Source organism: Burkholderia cepacia (assembly GCF_001718835.1).
Classification (GTDB): Bacteria; Pseudomonadota; Gammaproteobacteria; order Burkholderiales; family Burkholderiaceae; genus Burkholderia; species Burkholderia cepacia_F.
In genome coordinates, this window is sequence record NZ_CP013443.1 from 1,555,785 (window position 1) to 1,573,470 (window position 17,686).

Below are 17,686 nucleotides of genomic sequence, written 5' to 3' on the forward strand. Positions count from 1 at the left end.
CCTCGCCGTTACAGCGGGATCTTGCCGGTGCAAATATCCTTGAACATCACCCAGTCGCCCATCAGGCTGTAGATCGGGTGCCGGAACGTGGCCGGGCGGTTCTTCTCGAAGAAGAAGTGTCCGACCCACGCGAACCCGTAGCCGCAGACGATCGCCGCCGGCAGCCACAGCCAGTCGCCGGTCGCGATCGCCATCGCGACGCAGCCGATCACGCCGAGCGAGCCGACGAAGTGCAGCCGCCGCGACGTCAGGTTCTGGTGTTCGTTCAGGTAATACGGGTAGAAATCGGCGAAGCTGGCGAATTGCTCCGTATGCGTATGCGCCATGGCCGTCTCCTCGGGCCGCTGTTCATGGGGCCATTGTGCGGCGAGCGGCGGGCGGCCGCAAGCGTGCCGGCTGGCCGGCCTCCGCTTTCCTTTTGACAGGCTTTCCGATAGGATCGAAAGCGGTTTTGCATTCAAGCATGAGGGGACTACGATGCGCGTCAGCGATATTCTGAAAGTAAAGGGCAACACGCTGTTTACGGTGACGCCCGACAAGCCGCTGCGCGAAGCGGTCGATACGATGGCCGAGCACGACATCGGCTCGCTCGTCGTGATGGAGTACGGCGATCTCGTCGGCATGCTCACGTTCCGCGAGATCATCCTGCGCCTGCACGTGAACGGCGGCGCGATCGGCGACGTGCAGGTGCGCAAGGTGATGGACGAGCCGCTCACGTGCACGCCGGAAACGGACGTCAACGAAGTGCGCCGGATGATGCTCGAGCGCCATGCGCGCTATATGCCGGTGCTCGACAAGAAGGTGCTGATGGGCGTCATTTCGTTCTACGACGTCGCAAAGACAGTCGTCGAGGCGCAGAGCTTCGAGAACCGGATGCTGAAGGCGTACATCCGCGACTGGCCGGAATCGGAAGCCGAAGCGCACAAGCCGGTCGCCGGCTGAGCGCCGTGCCCGCGCCGCCCGTCCGGCGCGGGTGCCTCCGTCCAGCGCGGCGGCGCGGGCCAGGCCTGCGCCTGCGGCGCTGCCTTTCCTCCGATAACCAGGGCCCGCGCAGCGTCGCCCAGACGGCGCGCGCGTATTCCGCATGAGCGATCACACGTCAGTCTCGTCAGAGCGCCGCAGCGAACGGCACGCCCACGCGTCGCAGTTCGACCTGCTGCGCGAGCGCCGTTTCGCGCCGTTCTTCACGACCCAGTTCCTCGGTGCGCTGAACGACAACGTCTTCAAGATCGGCTTCACGTCGCTCGTCACCTATCACACCGCGCGGTTCGCCGGTGTCGATGCGAAGACGGCGGCCTTCCTGATTTCCGCGATCTTCATCCTGCCGTTCGTGCTGTTCTCGGCGACGTCCGGCCAGATCGCCGACAAATACGACAAGGCGACCCTCACGCGTTTCGTGAAGACCTTCGAGATCGTGCTGATGCTGGTCGGCGCGGCCGGCTTCGTCATGCACAGCGCGCCGCTGCTGTATCTGTGCACGTTCATGATGGGGATGCACTCGACGCTGTTCGGGCCCGTCAAGTATTCGTACCTGCCGCAGCATCTCGGCGAGCATGAGCTGGTCGGCGGCAACGGCCTCGTCGAGATGGGCACGTTCATCGCGATCCTGATCGGCACGATCATCGGCGGCGCGGCCGCGGGCATCGAAGGTGCCGGCGAGCGCGTGCTCGCGGTGAGCGTGCTCGTCATCGCGATCGCGGGGCGTCTGGTCGCGCAGCGCGTGCCTTCCACGCCGGCGCCGCAGCCCGATCTCGTGATCAACTGGAATCCGGTCAGCGAGACCTGGCGCAACCTCGGGCTCGCACGCCAGAACCGCACCGTGTTTCTCAGTCTGCTCGGCATTTCGTGGCTGTGGTTCGTCGGCGCGACGTTCCTCACGTCGTTCTTCAATTTCGCGAAGGACGTGCTGTCCGCGAGCCCCGACGTCGTCACGATCCTGCTCGCGACGTTCTCGGTCGGGATCGGCCTCGGTTCGCTGCTGTGCGAACGGCTGTCGCAGCGGCGCGTCGAGATCGGCCTCGTGCCGCTCGGCTCGATCGGTATCAGCGTGTTCGCGATCGAGCTGTATTTCGCGAGCCGCGCGCTGCCGTCGCCCGGCCATCTGCTGTCCGTCGGCGAATTCTTGGCCGGCGCGCGCCACTGGCGCATCCTGGCGGACCTGTTCCTGCTCGCGATGTTCGGCGGCTTCTACAGCGTGCCGCTGTATGCGCTGATCCAGAGCCGCAGCGCGCCGACGCACCGCGCGCGGATCATCGCCGCGAACAACATCCTGAACGCGCTGTTCATGATCCTGTCGGCCGTGATGGCGATGGGGCTGACCAAGGTGGGCGTCAGCATTCCGGGCATCTTCCTCGTCACCGCGCTGCTCAATGTCGTGGTCGCGGCCTACATCTATCTGCTCGTGCCCGAGTTCCTGCTCCGCTTCGTCGCGTGGGTGCTCGTCCACACGTTCTACCGGATTCGCCTCGTGCACGCGGAGCGGATTCCGGCGGAAGGAGCGGCCGTGCTCGTGTGCAACCACGTCAGCTACGTCGATGCGCTCGTGCTGGCCGCCGCGAGCCCGCGCCCGATCCGTTTCGTGATGGATCACCGGATCTTCAGGACGCGCTTCGCGAGCTGGGTGTTCCGGCATGCGAAGGCGATCCCGATCGCGCCGCGCCACGAGGATCCCGCGATGCTTGCGCGTGCGTACGACCTGTGCGAGGCCGCGCTGAAGGACGGCGAACTCGTGTGCATCTTCCCCGAGGGCAAGCTGACCAGGACGGGCGACATCAACACGTTCCATCACGGTGTGACGGAGATCCTCCGCCGTACATCGGCGCCGGTGATTCCGATGGCGCTGCGCGGGCTGTGGGGCAGCGTGTTCTCGCGACACGCGGACGCGCGCTGGCCGCGGCCCATCAAGCGCGGCGTGATGAGCCGGCTGACGCTGGCGGTCGGCGAGCCGATCCCGGCGTCGGTCGCGACGCCCGAGTCGCTGCAGGCCGCGGTAACCGAACTGCGCGGCGCGCGGAAGTAGCGGCGGGCAGGGCGGGGCCGCATCGCGCGGCCCGCGCCGCCGGGACGGCTGGCATAATGTAGGTCTTTCTATATTTCACGACCGGCAAGATAGAGGTCTGTCTATATTTCGACAAACCGCTTGCCTATCTCTCTTTGGGCGGTTCCATCATGTCCGGCAATACCCTCGGCACGCTTTTCACTGTCACGACCTTCGGCGAATCGCACGGTCCCGCGATCGGCTGCGTGATCGACGGCTGCCCGCCGGGAATGGGGCTGACGGAAGCCGACATCCAGCTCGAGCTCGATCGCCGCAAGCCGGGCACGTCGCGTCACGTGACGCAACGGCAGGAGGCTGACGAGGTCGAGATCCTGTCGGGCGTGTTCGAAGGCGTGACGACCGGCACGCCGATCGCACTGCTGATCCGTAACACCGACCAGCGCAGCAAGGACTACGGCAACATCGTCGAGACGTTCCGTCCCGGCCACGCCGACTACACCTACTGGCAGAAGTACGGCATCCGCGACTACCGCGGCGGCGGCCGTTCGTCCGCGCGCCTGACCGCGCCGATCGTCGGCGCGGGTGCGGTCGCGAAGAAGTGGCTGCGCGAGCGCTTCGGCGTCGAGGTGCGCGGCTACATGAGCGGCCTTGGCGAAATCGACGTGCCGTTCGTCGACTGGTCGCACGTCCACGAGAATCCGTTCTTCTCGCCGAATGCGGCGGTCGTGCCGGAGCTCGAGGCGTACATGGATGCGCTGCGCAAGGAGGGCGATTCGATCGGTGCGCGCATCGACGTCGTTGCCTCCGGCGTGCCGGTCGGCTGGGGCGAGCCCGTGTTCGACCGTCTCGATGCCGATATTGCGAAGGCGATGATGAGCATCAACGCGGTGAAGGGCGTCGAGATCGGTGCGGGGTTCGACAGCGTCGCGCAGCGCGGCTCGGTGCACGGCGACGAGCTGACGCCGGCCGGTTTCGTCGGCAACCATGCGGGTGGCGTGCTCGGCGGGATTTCGACGGGGCAGGACATCACCGTGTCGATCGCGATCAAGCCCACGTCGAGCATCCGCACGCCGCGCCGTTCGATCACGAAGTCGGGCGACGAAGCGACGGTGGAAACGTTCGGCCGCCACGATCCGTGCGTCGGCATCCGCGCGACGCCGATCGCCGAGTCGATGCTCGCACTGGTGCTGATCGATCACGCGTTGCGCCATCGCGCACAGTGCGGGGACGTCGAGACGACGACGCCGAAGATCGCCGGTAGCGCGACCTGATACGACTCGGGCGCCGCTGCGCAGGAGGCCGGCCGTCGAATCCATGTAAAACGGGGTGCTGCGTCGAGCAGCACCCCGTTTCGTTTGAGCGGCGAGAAAAACGCCGCTCGAGGCGGCGTTTTCCGGCACGTCACATGTTCGGGTAATTCGGCCCGCCGCCGCCTTCCGGCGTGACCCATACGATGTTCTGCGTCGGGTCCTTGATGTCGCAGGTCTTGCAGTGCACGCAGTTCTGCGCGTTGATCACCAGCCGATCGCTGCCGTCGTCGTTCTTCACGAACTCGTACACGGCCGCCGGGCAGAAGCGCCCCTCCGGCCCCGCATACGTGCGCAGGTTCACGTTCACCGGCACGTTCGCATCCTTCAAGGTCAGGTGCGCCGGCTGGTTCTCTTCGTGGTTCGTGTTCGAGATGAACACCGACGACAGCCGGTCGAACGTCAGCTTGCCGTCCGGCTTCGGATACTCGATCGGCGTGCACTGCGACGCCGGCTTCAGCATCTCGTGATCCGCATGCTTGTGGTGCAGCGTCCACGGCACGTTGCCGCCCATCACCTTCTGCTCGAGCCCGACCATCAGCGTACCGAGGTACAGCCCCTTCGCCATCCACTGCTTGAAGTTGCGGGCACGGTACAGCTCGGTGTACAGCCAGGACTGCTTGAAGGCATCCGGGTACGCGTTGAGCTCGTCCGACTGGCGGCCGGCCTGCACTGCGTCGAACGCGGCGTCGGCGGCCAGCATGCCGGTCTTGATCGCCGCGTGGCTGCCCTTGATCCGCGACGCGTTCAGGAAGCCCGCGTCGTCGCCGATCAGCGCGCCGCCCGGGAACACCGTCTTCGGCAGCGACAGCAGCCCGCCCGCCGTGATCGCGCGCGCGCCGTACGACACGCGCTTGCCGCCTTCCAGGAACGCACGGATCGACGGATGCGTCTTGTAGCGCTGGAATTCCTCGAACGGCGACAGGTACGGGTTCGTGTAGCCCAGGCCCACCACGAAGCCGACCACGACCTGGTTGTTGTCCATGTGGTACAGGAACGAACCGCCGTAGGTGTCGGACTTCAGCGGCCAGCCGGCCGTGTGGATCACGAGGCCCGGCTTGTGCTTGGCCGGATCGATTTCCCACAGCTCCTTGATGCCGATCCCGTACGCTTGCGGATCGGCGTTCGCGTCGAGCTTGTACTTCGAGATCAGCTGGCGGCCGAGGTGGCCACGGCAGCCTTCGGCGAACAGCGTGTACTTCGCGTGCAGCTCCATGCCGAGCTGGAAGTTCTCGGTCGGCTCGCCGTCCTTGCCCACGCCCATGTTGCCGGTGGCGACGCCTTTCACGGAGCCGTCGTCGTTGTACAGGATCTCCGCGGCCGGGAAACCCGGGAAGATCTCGACGCCGAGCGCTTCGGCCTGCTGGCCCAGCCAGCGCGTGACGTTGCCCAGCGAAATCACGTAGTTGCCGTGGTTCTGGAAGTTGGCGGGCAGCGCCCAGTTGGGCGTGGTGACCGCGCTTTTCTCGGACAGGAACAGGAAGCGGTCTTCCGTCACCTCGACGTCGAGCGGCGCGCCGCGTTCCTTCCAGTCGGGGAACAGCTCGGTGATCGCGCGCGGGTCCATCACCGCGCCCGACAGGATGTGCGCGCCGATCTCGGAACCCTTCTCGAGCACGCACACGCCGATCTCGGTGCCTTTCTCGGCGGCCAGCTGCTTGAGCCGGATCGCCGCCGACAGCCCGGCGGGGCCGCCGCCGACGATCACGACGTCGTATTCCATCGATTCGCGCGGGCCGTATTGCTCGATGAGGCTTGCGGGGGTCATTGGCGTTCCTCTAACCGTTAGAATGCTTTTATTCGGGAGCGTATTGTCTGCGAAACGAAACGCTTGCCGCAACAGCATGCGGCTAGATTAGCACGATCGTTCTATTTTTGTGCTAGGGTAATGCCGCATGGCGTCTGGCCGTCCGCGGCGGAGAAACGACATCGAAAGGGGATGTGCAAATGGGTCGTTCGATCAATCTGGAAGGCAAGGTTGCGCTGGTCACGGGGGCGTCGAGCGGCCTGGGGCAGCGTTTTGCGCAGGTGCTGTCGCAGGCCGGTGCGAAGGTCGTGCTCGCGAGCCGTCGCGTCGAGCGCCTGAAGGAGTTGCGTGCCGAGATCGAGGCGGCGGGCGGCGCTGCGCACGTCGTGTCGCTCGACGTCACCGACGTCCAGAGCATCAAGGCGGCCGTCGCGCATGCGGAGACGGAGGCCGGCACGATCGACATCCTCGTGAACAATTCGGGCGTCTCGACGATGCAGAAGCTCGTCGACGTCACGCCGGCCGATTTCGAGTTCGTGTTCGACACCAACACGCGCGGCGCGTTTTTCGTCGCGCAGGAAGTCGCGAAGCGGATGATCATGCGCGCGAACGGCAGCGGCAACGGCAAGCCGCCGTGCCGGATCATCAACATCGCGTCGGTGGCCGGCCTGCGCGTGTTCCCGCAGATCGGGCTGTACGCGATGAGCAAGGCCGCGGTCGTGCAGATGACGCGCGCGATGGCGCTCGAGTGGGGGCGCCACGGGATCAACGTCAACGCGATCTGTCCGGGCTATATCGATACCGAAATCAATCATTACCTGTGGGAAACCGAGCAGGGCCAGAAGCTGCAGTCGATGCTGCCGCGGCGGCGCGTCGGCAAGCCGCAGGATCTCGACGGGCTGTTGTTGCTGCTCGCGGCCGACGAGTCGCAGTTCATCAATGGCTCGATCATCTCCGCCGACGACGGCTTCGGCCTCGCCTGAGCGGACGCTTCACAGCAACAGCAACACTCAGCAACAAAGAAGACTGCAATGAGCGATTATTCCCCCGTATTTGAGATGTCGATGCCGATCCGCTGGGGCGACATGGACGCGTTCGGCCATGTGAACAACACGGTCTATTTCCGCTACATGGAGCAGGCGCGGATCTCGTGGTTCGAGGAGCTCGGCATCGCCGGCGGCAACGGCGAGGGGCAGGGGCCGGTCATCGTCACGGCGTCGATGGAATTCCTCAAGCAACTGCACTATCCGGGCGACGTGATCGCGAAGATGTCGGCCGCGAAACCCGGCCGGAGCAGCTTCGACACCGGTTTCGAGCTCACGCGCGCGGACGATCCGCAGCACGTCTATGCGCGCGGCAACGCGCGCTGCGTGTGGGTCGACTACGCGCTCGGCAAGTCGGTGCCGCTGCCTCAGCTGCTGCGCGACACGATCGAGCGCGCGCTCGCCGCCAGGATCGGCTGAAGTCCGGGCGCGACGGCCGTTGCGTCGCGCCGCTCAATGGCCGAGCAGACGCTGCAGCAGCTCGGCCGTATTCCCCGTCCCGTACTTGCGCATCAGCCGCGCACGGTAGATGTCGACCGTGCGCGAGCTGATGTCGAGCACGCGCCCGATCTGCTTGCTGGTCTTGCCGGTCGCGAGCTGGGCGGCGATCTCGCGCTCGCGCGGGGTCAGTTCGACGGCGACCCGGCGCGTCGCGCTCAAATCCTCGAAGGTCCAGACGCCCGCCGCGAGCGGTGCGGTGCGATCGAGCGCGCGGCCGGTGACGTGGCACCAGAACAGCTCGCCGTCCGCGCGTTTCATGATTCTGTCATCCGAATAGATGCCGTTCGCGGCCATCACGCGCGCGATACGTTCGCCGATGCGCTGGAATTCGTCCGTCGACGGGTAGAGCACCTCGTACGATTTCCCGATCAGGTCGGCCCGCACGCAGCGGAAGATCGACGCGAGCGCGTCGTTGCAGTCCTCGATCACGCGGTCGCGCGACAGCACGAGGCCGAGCGGCGCGAGGTGGAAGGCAGTCTGGTAATCGAGAGCGGGCATGGCGCAGGCAAGCGGAGGCAAACGCTTATGTATTTTTGCGTATTGTGCCGCATCCGCGCCGCATCGTACCCTTTCAGGCATCTCGCGGCGCTTGCCGCGGCACAAGAAGAAGCGCGTCGTCGCGGCAGGTGTTGCCGCGCATGCATAGAATGATGCGGCGGGCTTGCGGGCCACGTGGCGCGTGAACCGGTTTCGCTGGTTTCCATAGAGGAAGGGACAACTGATGAACAAAGTCTATCCAAGCGCGGCCGCCGCGCTGGAAGGGATCGTCCGTGACGGACAGACCTTCGCGGTGGGCGGCTTCGGCCTGTGCGGGATTCCGGAGGCGCTGATCGCGGCGTTGCGCGATTCGGCCGTCAACGGCATCACCTGCATCAGCAACAACGCGGGCGTCGACGGTTTCGGCCTCGGCCTGTTGCTGGAAACGCGCCAGATCAAGAAGATGATCTCGTCGTACGTCGGCGAGAACAAGGAGTTCGAGCGCCAGTACCTGGCCGGCGAACTCGAACTCGAATTCACGCCGCAAGGCACGCTCGCCGAAAAGCTGCGCGCGGGCGGCGCGGGCATCCCGGCGTTCTTCACGAACACGGGCTACGGCACCGTGATCGCGGAAGGCAAGGAAACGCGCCAGTTCGGCGATCGCCACTACGTGCTCGAGCCGTCGCTGACGGCCGATGTCGCGCTCGTGAAGGCCTGGAAGGCCGACAAGTCGGGCAACCTGATCTATCGCCGCACCGCGCGCAACTTCAACCCGATGTGCGCGATGGCCGGCAAGATCACCGTCGCGGAGGTCGAGGAGATCGTCGAGAACGGCGAGCTCGATCCGGATCACATCCACACGCCGGGGATTTTCGTGCAGCGCATCGTGCTGAACGCGACGCCCGAAAAACGCATCGAACAACGCGTCGTACGCGCGAAAGGAGACTGACATGGCCTGGAATCGTGACCAGATGGCCGCGCGCGCGGCGAAGGAACTGCAGGACGGCTTCTACGTGAACCTCGGCATCGGCCTGCCGACGCTCGTCGCGAACCACGTGCCGGAAGGTGTCGAGGTGTGGCTGCAGTCGGAGAACGGCCTGCTCGGCATCGGCCCGTCGCCGACCGAAGACGAAGTCGACGCCGATCTTATCAACGCCGGCAAGCAAACCGTCACGACGCTGCCGGGCTCGTCGATCTTCTCGTCGGCCGATTCGTTCGCGATGATCCGCGGCGGCCACATCAACCTCGCGATCCTCGGCGCGATGCAGGTCAGCAAGCAGGGCGACCTCGCGAACTGGATGATCCCCGGCAAGATGATCAAGGGGATGGGCGGCGCGATGGATCTCGTTGCCGGCGTGAAGCGTGTCGTCGTGCTGATGGAGCATGTCGCGAAAGGCGATCAGCACAAGATCCTCGAGGAATGCAACCTGCCGTTGACGGGTGTCGGCGTGGTCGACCTGATCATCACCGATCTCGGCGTGATCGAAGTGACGCCGTCCGGCCTGAAGGTCCTCGAGCTCGCCGATGGCGTGAGCGCCGACGAGATCCAGGCAAAGACGGGCGCGCCGCTCGACGTCAGCGCGGTCGCGTAAGCGCGTCCGCCGCACCCTTCGGCGCCCCGCATTCCCGACGGAATGCGGGGCGCTTGTCATTCGGGCGCCGCGAATGAGCGGCCCATTGGCCGCGGCGCACCAGGCCGCAGGGCGACGCTGCGACGGCGGTCGCCTTGTGCGGGTCGCGCGACGCGATCGTCACGGTCGCGCCGCGTTGCGCGAAGGCTTGCGCGGCGGCGCCGATGCCGGACAATGGCGACAGCGGCGCGCACGCTGGCGCTGGCGGGCGCAGGCATCGCGCTGAAGTCGATCTGGGACGTCGGGCCCGATCTCGAGGCGGGCCGGCTCGTCCGCGTACTGCCTGCGTACGCGGCGCCGGCCGCGCCGTTGCACGCCGTATATCCGGGCGGGCGGCATCTTGCGATACGCGTGCGTGCGTTCGTCGATTTCGTGCGGGAGCGGTTGCAGGCCGAGTGGTGCTGGGGCGACGGCTGATGCGTTGCAGGGGCACGCGTGCGCGCACGATGCGGCGGTGCTCGCCCGGCGTCGAGACGGCTCCGTGAGCGGAAGCGGTTTACAATCGATCGCACCGGGCGGCGCGCCGTTCGCGCCGCCGCGCAGCGCCCGTTCGACAGGATGCCAACGATGCCAACGATTTCAGCGAACCCCTTGGTACCTCGCCAGCGGCGCGTGCAGTGTGCGAGCGCGGCCGGCCTTCACCACGTCGCCTATACCGAGTGGGGCGACCCCGCGAACCCGCGCGTGCTGGTTTGCGTGCACGGCCTGACCCGCTCCGGGCGCGATTTCGATCGGCTCGCCGCAGCGCTGTCCGATACGTATCGCGTCGTCTGCCCGGACGTCGTCGGGCGCGGCCGCTCGGACTGGCTGGCCGATCCGCGGCTCTATGCGATTCCGCAATACGTCGCCGACATGGTGACGCTGATCGCGCGGCTCGACGTCGAATCGGTCGACTGGTTCGGCACGTCGATGGGCGGCCTGATCGGCATGGCGTTCGCGGGGCTGGCCGGTTCGCCGCTGCGCCGGGTGATCGTCAACGACGTCGGCCCGCGCATCGAACCCGATTCGCTGACGCGCATCGGCGAATATCTCGGCGTGCAGCCGCGCTTTGCGACCGAGCAGGAGGGCATCGACTATCTGACGTCGCTGTCGTTGCCGTTCGGTCCGCTGACCGCCGACGAGTGGCGCGAGATCAACGGGCCGCTGCTGCGCGAACTGCCCGAAGGCGGCTGGACGATCCGCTACGATCCTCGCATTGCCGAGCCGTTCAAGGCAACCACGCCCGAGCTGGCCGCACTCGGCGAGGCCGCGCTGTGGCGCGCCATCGAGACGACGGATGCATCGCTGCTCGTCGTGCGGGGCGAGACGTCCGACCTGCTGTCGCGCGAGACGGTCGCGGAAATGACGCGGCGCGGCCGGCATGTGTCGCACGCGGAAATTGCCGGCGTCGGTCATGCGCCGGCGTTCATGAGCGCGGACCAGATTGCGCTCGCGCGGCGGTTTTTCGTCGAAGGCGGCGCATAACCGCGTCATAATATGCGGTTCGACGGCGCGGGCCGCGCTGCCGGGTGATTCATCCATTCATTCAAGCGGAACATTCCATGGCAGTCATTCGTCACCACGTCGGGGCCCGACTCTCCGAAACCGCGATCCACAACGGTACCGTGTATCTGGCCGGCCAGATCGCCGAAGACACCACGCAGGACATCAAGGGCCAGACGCGCGAAGTGCTCGGCCACATCGACCGCCTGCTCGCCGAAGCGAACAGCGACAAGGCGCATCTGCTGTCGGTGCAGATCTACATTTCCGATCTGGCGAATTTCGACGGCATGAATGCGGAGTGGGATGCCTGGGTCGCGCAGGGCAACACGCCGCCGCGTGCCACCGTTGAGGCGAAGCTCGCGGATCCGGCGCTGCTCGTCGAGATCGTCGTCGTTGCTGCGCAGCGGAGCTGACCTGAACCGAGCGTCGTCGCTGACGACCATGCTTCACCGGGCTGCATGATGACTGTCGATACCGTTTCCGCTTCCTCCGTCGCCGCACCGTCGTTCGACGACGTGCTCGCGTTCGTGCGCGAGCGGGCCGGCGACGCACGCCTGTCGTCGGGCGAACTGCTCGCCGATCACTCGGCGGGCACGGCGTCGATCATGCGCACGCTGAACGTCGATCCGCCGGCAATGCAGGCGGCCGCGCTGTTCGTGCTGACGCCGCACCTGAGCGACCCCGAGCGCGAACTCACCGAGCGTTTCGGCGACGAAGTGGCGCGGCTCGTGTCCGATGTGCGCAAGCTGTTGCGGCTCGGTACCGTCAGCCTGCGTGCCGCGCAGAACGCGGTGCCCGATGCGGGGCGCGACACGGCGGAAGAGCGGCGTACGCAGATCGAGGCGCTGCGCAAGATGCTGCTCGCGTTCGCGCAAGACATCCGCGTGGTGTTGATCCGGCTCGCGTCGCGCCTGCAGTCGCTGCGCTACTATGCGGCCGCGAAAATCGACCCGCCGCCCGACGTCGCGCGCGAGACGCTCGAGATCTATGCGCCGCTCGCGAACCGTCTCGGTATCTGGCAACTGAAGTGGGAGCTCGAGGATCTCGCGTTCCGCTTCGAGGATCCCGTCACCTACAAGCGGATCGCGAAGCTGCTCGACGAGAAGCGCATCGAGCGCGAAGCGTACGTCACGCAGGCGATCGACCGGTTGCAGCAGGAGCTGGCGGACGCGAACATCCAGGCCGACGTGAGCGGCCGGCCGAAGCATATCTACAGCATCTGGCGCAAGATGCGCGGCAAGGAGCTCGATTTCTCCGAGCTGTACGACGTGCGCGCGTTTCGTGTGATCGTGCCGGACATCAAGGATTGCTACGCGGTGCTCGGCATCGTGCATCATCTGTGGCAGCCGGTGCCGAAGGAATTCGACGACTACATCTCGCGGCCGAAGCCGAACGGCTACAAGTCGCTGCACACGGTCGTGATCGGCGATGACGGCCGCGCGTTCGAAGTGCAGATCCGCACGCAGGAGATGCACCGTTTCGCCGAGTACGGCGTCGCTGCGCACTGGCGCTACAAGGAGGCCGGCGCGCGCGGCTACGGCGGCCAGTTCTCGGCGAGCGACAAGTACGACGAGAAGATCGCATGGCTGCGGCAGCTGCTCGCGTGGAAGGATGACGTCGAGGACGGCGCGGAAAAGTCGGGCGACAAGGCGTGGGCGCAATTGCGCGAGACGTCGCTCGACGACGACCACATCTACGTGCTGACGCCGCAGGCGCGTGTGATCGCGTTGCCGCAGGGCGCGACGCCGGTCGATTTCGCGTACCACCTGCACAGCGAGCTTGGCCATCGCTGCCGCGGCGCACGCGTCGACGGCGCGATGGTGCCGCTCAACACGCCGCTCGCAAACGGCCAGACGGTCGAAATCGTCGCGGTGAAGGAGGGCGGGCCGTCGCGTGACTGGCTGAACCTGCAGCTCGGCTACATGAAGAGCCCGCGTGCGCGTCAGAAGGTGCGTGCATGGTTCAACTCGATCGAGCAGGAAGAAAACATCTCGCATGGCCGCGCGCTCGTCGAAAAGACGCTGCAGCGCGAGGGCAAGACATCGGTCAACCTGGACAATCTCGCCGCGAAGCTCGGCTTCAAGTCGCCCGAGGAGCTGTTCTCGGTCGTCGGCAAGGAAGAGTTCAGCCTGCGCAATGTCGAGCACGCGCTGTCCGATGCGCCGCCGCCGGAGCCGGCCCCCGAAGCGCCCGCCGATTTCGAGAAGCGCAGCAGCGGCGCGAGCGTGGCGCACGGCGCGTCGACCGGCGTGCTGGTCGTGGGCGTTGACGCGCTGCTGACCCAGCTCGCGCGCTGCTGCCGTCCGGCGCCGCCCGACCCGATCAGCGGCTTCGTCACGCGCGGCAAGGGGATGTCGATCCACCGCACCGATTGCCCGACGTTCCGCCGGATGGTCGAGCGCGCGCCGGAGCGTGTGCTGCAGACGACCTGGTCGGCCGACGTACTCGGCGGGCGCGGTGCGTCCGTCTATCCGGTCGACCTGATGATCGAGGCGAGCGACCGGCAAGGGTTGCTGCGCGACATCTCCGAAGTGTTCGCGCGCGAGAAGATGAACGTGGTGGGTGTGAAGACGCAGAGCCGCCGCAATGCGGCATTCATGCAATTCACGGTCGAGGTGTCGAACTCGGCGCAGGTGCAGCGCGCGTGCACGCTGCTCGGCGAGGTGCAAGGCGTCGTGCGGGCCGGCCGAAAGGCGTGAGGCCGGGGCCGGATCGGCATTATTTTGCTGCGGTTGCATAAAAATGCTTGCCAAGTGAATTGCAGCTCCATATAATCTTAGCTTCTCTAGGCTCGTAGCTCAGCTGGTTAGAGCACCACCTTGACATGGTGGGGGTCGTTGGTTCGAGTCCAATCGAGCCTACCAACGAATTGAGAATGCCCGGTATCCGGGTATTCGATGCAGCAAATAACTCAACGCGAACAAGGCGAATACGGTTATGACACCGCGAACGTTGACCGAAACCTTTTCGGAGCGACGCTAGTCGAGGAACCCTTTCGCCCTTTCAGTCTGAGTGAAGTATCGAATGCGGCCCCTCGAAAGCGGGGCCGCATTTTTTTTGTCGCGAAATTTTCCCGCGCGATTTTCATGTCGCGTACCTGGTCTGCCGCCCACTGTCGGCATCACGGAGATTGCTATGGTTTCGATACGCTTGCCTGACGGCTCAGTTCGACAATACGAGCATCCGGTGACAGTTGCCGAGGTTGCAGCCTCGATCGGTCCCGGCCTTGCGAAGGCTGCGCTTGGTGGCAAGCTCGATGGCGAGCTCGTCGATACGTCGGCCGTGATCGACCGCGACGCGTCGCTCGCGATCGTGACCGACAAGGATGCCGACGGCCTCGACATCATCCGCCACTCGACGGCGCACTTGCTCGCATACGCGGTGAAGGAACTGTATCCGGACGCGCAGGTGACGATCGGCCCCGTGATCGACAACGGCTTCTATTACGACTTCTCGTACAACCGTCCGTTTACGCCTGAAGATCTGGAGAAGATCGAAAAGCGCATGCAGGAGCTCGTGAAGAAGGACGAGCCCGTGACGCGCCGCGTCGTGTCGCGCGACGAAGCGGCGGGCTACTTCCGCAGCATCGGCGAGAAGTACAAGGCCGAGATCATCGAATCGATTCCGCAAAGCGACGAAATCAAGCTGTATTCGCACGGCGGCTTTACCGATCTGTGCCGCGGCCCGCACGTGCCGTCGACGGGCAAGCTGAAGGTCTTCAAGCTGATGAAGGTCGCGGGCGCGTACTGGCGCGGCGATTCGAAGAACGAGCAGCTGCAGCGCATCTACGGCACGGCCTGGACGAAGAAGGAAGACCAGGACCAGTACCTGCACATGCTCGAGGAAGCGGAAAAGCGCGACCACCGCAAGCTCGGCAAGCAGCTCGACCTGTTCCACATGCAGGAAGAGTCGCCCGGCATGGTGTTCTGGCATCCGAAGGGCTGGGCGCTGTGGCAGCAGGTCGAGCAGTACATGCGCCGCCGCGTGAACGAAGCCGGCTACCTCGAGATCAAGACGCCGATGATCATGGACCGCTCGCTGTGGGAGGCGTCGGGCCACTGGCAGAACTACCGCGAGAACATGTTCACGACGGAGTCGGAGAAGCGCGACTACGCGATCAAGCCGATGAACTGCCCGGGTCACGTCCAGGTGTTCAAGCACGGCCTGCGCTCGTATCGCGACCTGCCGCTGCGCTACGCGGAATTCGGTTCGTGCCACCGCAACGAGGCGTCGGGCGCGCTGCACGGCCTGATGCGCGTGCGCGGCTTCGTGCAGGACGATGCGCACATCTTCTGTACGGAAGACCAGTTCATCTCGGAGTCGATCGCGTTCAACACGCTGGCGATGAGCGTGTACAAGGACTTCGGTTTCGATCACATCGACATCAAGCTGTCGCTGCGCCCGGATCAGCGTGCGGGCACGGACGAGACGTGGGATCGCGCCGAGCAGGGCCTGCGCGACGCACTGACCGCCTGCGGTCTGACGTGGGAAGAATTGCCGGGTGAAGGCGCGTTCTACGGCCCGAAGATCGAGTACCACATCAAGGATGCGCTCGGCCGTTCGTGGCAGTGCGGCACGCTGCAGCTCGACATGGTGCTGCCGGAGCGTCTCGGCGCCGAGTATGTTGCCGACGACAGCAGCCGTCGCCGGCCGGTGATGTTGCACCGTGCGATCGTCGGTTCGATGGAGCGTTTCCTCGGCATTTTGATCGAGCACCACGCTGGTGCAATGCCTGCCTGGCTCGCGCCGTTCCAGGCAGTTGTGCTCAATATCGCCGAAAGTCAGGCCGAATATGCGCAGTCTCTGGCCCAATCGTTGCAAAAACAAGGGGTTAGAGTGGCGGCCGATTTGCGCAACGAGAAGATTAGCTATAAAATACGCGAGCACACGCTGGAAAAGGTGCCTTATCTCCTCGTCGTGGGTGATAAGGAGCGTGATGCGCAAACGGTAGCCGTGCGTGCCCGTGGCGGCGTCGATCTTGGCGTGATGCCGGTCGAAGCCTTCGTTGAGCGTCTGCAGGAAGACCTGCGCTCGTTCAAGTAACCGCCCTGGCAGCGCGGCTCGTTTTTTTAATTTTTAGAGGAAACGTAACATCGCTACTGATAAGTCGTCGCATCGCATCAACGGTGAAATCACTGCGCCGGAAGTGCGTCTGGTCGGGATCGAGAACGAACCGCTCGGTATCGTAAAACTCGCTGATGCTTTCCGTAAATCGGAAGAACTGGATGTTGACCTGGTGGAAATCGCGCCGCAAGCGGTTCCCCCGGTTTGCCGTCTGATGGATTACGGCAAGTTCAAGTACCAGGAATCGAAGAAGCAGCACGAAGCGAAGCTGAAGCAGAAGGTTATCCAGGTCAAGGAAGTCAAGTTCCGCCCGGGTACCGATGACGGGGATTACAACGTCAAGCTCCGCAATCTCGTGCGCTTCCTCGAAGAAGGCGACAAGACGAAGATCACGTTGCGTTTCCGCGGTCGCGAAATGGCTCACCAGGAAATCGGTATGCGGATGCTTGAGCGTCTGCGCACGGATCTCGAGGAAGTCGGCCAGGTCGAGCAGATGCCGAAGATGGAAGGGCGCCAGATGATCATGGTGCTCTCGCCGAAGAAAAAGAAGTAACGGGCCCGCGCGCTTCGCGCGCAGGTTCGCAGTGGTTCGGCGCGTTGCCCGGTCAGGGCGGCGTGCCAGCAATGACGGCGGCTGCGCAAGCGGTTCGCCGTACACAAGTGGACTGGGTTTCGAAGGGCGGGTCAAGGGCGCAAGCCAACCGCACACCCATCGCCATCTAATAAACTGGAGTTGTTCGTCATGCCTAAGATGAAGACCAAGAAGAGCGCTGCAAAGCGCTTCGTGGTGCGTCCGGGCGGTACCGTCAAGCGCGGTCAAGCCTTCAAGCGTCACATCCTGACCAAGAAAACCACGAAGAACAAGCGCCACCTGCGCGGCGCAACGGCAGTTCACGATTCCGATCTGAACTCCGTCCGCGCGATGCTGCCGTTCGCGTAACCCCTCAATCGATACTCTAAGGAGAGAAACATGCCTCGAGTCAAACGTGGGGTAACCGCACGGGCCCGCCACAAGAAGATCATCAACCTGGCCAAGGGTTATCGCGGTCGCCGCAATAACGTCTACCGCATCGCCAAGCAGGCGGTGATGCGTGCCGGTCAGTACGCTTATCGCGATCGTCGCAACAAGAAGCGTGTGTTCCGCGCACTGTGGATCACGCGTATCAACGCGGCGGTTCGTCAGCACGACATGACCTACAGCGTGTTCATCAACGGCCTGAAGAAGGCGTCGATCGAACTCGACCGTAAGGTGCTGGCTGACATGGCGGTGTTCGACAAGGCTGCTTTTGCTGCGATCGTCAAGCAGGTGAAAGCCGCCGTTGCAGCCTAATTGCGAAATTAGCACTGCGTGGTTAGTTGCAGCGATGCTCCGGTAGTTTCGGCCGCTGCAGCGAAAACGGGGCTCTTCCGAGCCCCTTTTTTGTTTGGTGTGCGAT

General features: G+C 64.8%; 18 protein-coding genes and 1 tRNA gene. 16 read left to right on the forward strand and 3 right to left on the reverse strand.

Annotation, left to right across the window (positions count from 1 at the left end):
• Nucleotides 1-8 precede the first annotated feature (8 nt).
• Entirely contained in the window at nucleotides 9-326 is a 318-nt protein-coding gene (locus WT26_RS10575; protein ID WP_021160807.1) for an Mpo1-like protein, read from the reverse strand.
• Nucleotides 327-477: 151 nt separating this feature from the next.
• Between WT26_RS10575 and WT26_RS10580 the strand changes: the two genes are divergently transcribed.
• The 3 genes from WT26_RS10580 (at nucleotide 478) to aroC (ending at nucleotide 4,269) form a co-directional block, all read left to right on the forward strand.
• A complete protein-coding gene (locus WT26_RS10580; RefSeq protein ID WP_069272821.1) occupies nucleotides 478-942 on the forward strand; it encodes a CBS domain-containing protein in 465 nt (154 codons plus the stop codon).
• A 142-nt stretch (nucleotides 943-1,084) separates the two neighbouring features.
• Nucleotides 1,085-3,019 (forward strand): MFS transporter, encoded by a 1,935-nt coding sequence (locus WT26_RS10585; RefSeq protein WP_069272822.1) that lies wholly within the window; start codon nucleotides 1,085-1,087, stop codon nucleotides 3,017-3,019.
• A gap of 149 nt (nucleotides 3,020-3,168) precedes the next feature.
• The gene (gene aroC, locus WT26_RS10590; protein WP_059902404.1) at nucleotides 3,169-4,269 is read left to right on the forward strand and encodes a chorismate synthase; all 1,101 of its coding nucleotides are present in this window, start codon (nucleotides 3,169-3,171) and stop codon (nucleotides 4,267-4,269) included.
• 130 nt (nucleotides 4,270-4,399) lie between these two features.
• Here aroC and WT26_RS10595 read toward each other — a convergent pair whose 3' ends face one another.
• Entirely contained in the window at nucleotides 4,400-6,073 is a 1,674-nt protein-coding gene (locus WT26_RS10595) for an electron transfer flavoprotein-ubiquinone oxidoreductase (RefSeq protein WP_069272823.1), read from the reverse strand.
• Nucleotides 6,074-6,252: 179 nt separating this feature from the next.
• Between WT26_RS10595 and WT26_RS10600 the strand changes: the two genes are divergently transcribed.
• Nucleotides 6,253-7,035, forward strand: a complete 783-nt coding sequence (locus WT26_RS10600; RefSeq protein WP_011351770.1) for an SDR family oxidoreductase — start codon at nucleotides 6,253-6,255, stop codon at nucleotides 7,033-7,035.
• 48 nt (nucleotides 7,036-7,083) lie between these two features.
• Nucleotides 7,084-7,515, forward strand: a complete 432-nt coding sequence (locus WT26_RS10605; RefSeq protein ID WP_069272824.1) for an acyl-CoA thioesterase — start codon at nucleotides 7,084-7,086, stop codon at nucleotides 7,513-7,515.
• Between the two features lie 33 nt (nucleotides 7,516-7,548).
• Here WT26_RS10605 and WT26_RS10610 read toward each other — a convergent pair whose 3' ends face one another.
• Entirely contained in the window at nucleotides 7,549-8,094 is a 546-nt protein-coding gene (locus tag WT26_RS10610; RefSeq protein ID WP_069272825.1) for a PAS and helix-turn-helix domain-containing protein, read from the reverse strand.
• A gap of 223 nt (nucleotides 8,095-8,317) precedes the next feature.
• Here WT26_RS10610 and WT26_RS10615 point away from each other — a divergent pair, with 223 nt between their 5' ends.
• The 11 genes from WT26_RS10615 to rplT all read left to right on the forward strand — a co-directional run bounded on the left by WT26_RS10615 (nucleotide 8,318) and on the right by rplT (nucleotide 17,580).
• Complete coding sequence (locus tag WT26_RS10615) at nucleotides 8,318-9,022, forward strand: CoA transferase subunit A (protein WP_069272826.1); 705 nt, start codon at nucleotides 8,318-8,320, stop codon at nucleotides 9,020-9,022.
• Between the two features lies 1 nt (nucleotide 9,023).
• Nucleotides 9,024-9,665, forward strand: a complete 642-nt coding sequence (locus tag WT26_RS10620; RefSeq protein WP_021162427.1) for a CoA transferase subunit B — start codon at nucleotides 9,024-9,026, stop codon at nucleotides 9,663-9,665.
• 42 nt (nucleotides 9,666-9,707) lie between these two features.
• Nucleotides 9,708-10,121, forward strand: coding sequence for a LysR substrate-binding domain-containing protein (locus WT26_RS38395; protein WP_230461618.1), 414 nt, complete (start codon nucleotides 9,708-9,710; stop codon nucleotides 10,119-10,121).
• A 150-nt stretch (nucleotides 10,122-10,271) separates the two neighbouring features.
• A complete protein-coding gene (locus WT26_RS10635) occupies nucleotides 10,272-11,168 on the forward strand; it encodes an alpha/beta fold hydrolase (protein ID WP_069272828.1) in 897 nt (298 codons plus the stop codon).
• 77 nt (nucleotides 11,169-11,245) lie between these two features.
• Nucleotides 11,246-11,599 carry a RidA family protein gene (locus WT26_RS10640; protein WP_021162422.1) on the forward strand — a complete coding sequence of 118 codons (354 nt, stop codon included), beginning with the start codon at nucleotides 11,246-11,248 and terminating at the stop codon, nucleotides 11,597-11,599.
• Between the two features lie 48 nt (nucleotides 11,600-11,647).
• A complete protein-coding gene (locus WT26_RS10645; RefSeq protein ID WP_069273731.1) occupies nucleotides 11,648-13,885 on the forward strand; it encodes a RelA/SpoT family protein in 2,238 nt (745 codons plus the stop codon).
• Between the two features lie 88 nt (nucleotides 13,886-13,973).
• Nucleotides 13,974-14,050, forward strand: a tRNA-Val gene (locus tag WT26_RS10650).
• Between the two features lie 271 nt (nucleotides 14,051-14,321).
• Entirely contained in the window at nucleotides 14,322-16,229 is a 1,908-nt protein-coding gene (gene thrS, locus WT26_RS10655) for a threonine--tRNA ligase (protein ID WP_059727221.1), read from the forward strand.
• Nucleotides 16,230-16,278: 49 nt separating this feature from the next.
• Nucleotides 16,279-16,803: a translation initiation factor IF-3 gene (gene infC, locus WT26_RS10660; protein WP_071734130.1), complete on the forward strand. Its 525-nt coding sequence runs from the start codon at nucleotides 16,279-16,281 to the stop codon at nucleotides 16,801-16,803.
• A 189-nt stretch (nucleotides 16,804-16,992) separates the two neighbouring features.
• Complete coding sequence (gene rpmI / locus WT26_RS10665; RefSeq protein ID WP_004191477.1) at nucleotides 16,993-17,190, forward strand: 50S ribosomal protein L35; 198 nt, start codon at nucleotides 16,993-16,995, stop codon at nucleotides 17,188-17,190.
• Between the two features lie 30 nt (nucleotides 17,191-17,220).
• Entirely contained in the window at nucleotides 17,221-17,580 is a 360-nt protein-coding gene (gene rplT, locus WT26_RS10670) for a 50S ribosomal protein L20 (protein WP_004192938.1), read from the forward strand.
• Nucleotides 17,581-17,686: the final 106 nt, after the last annotated feature.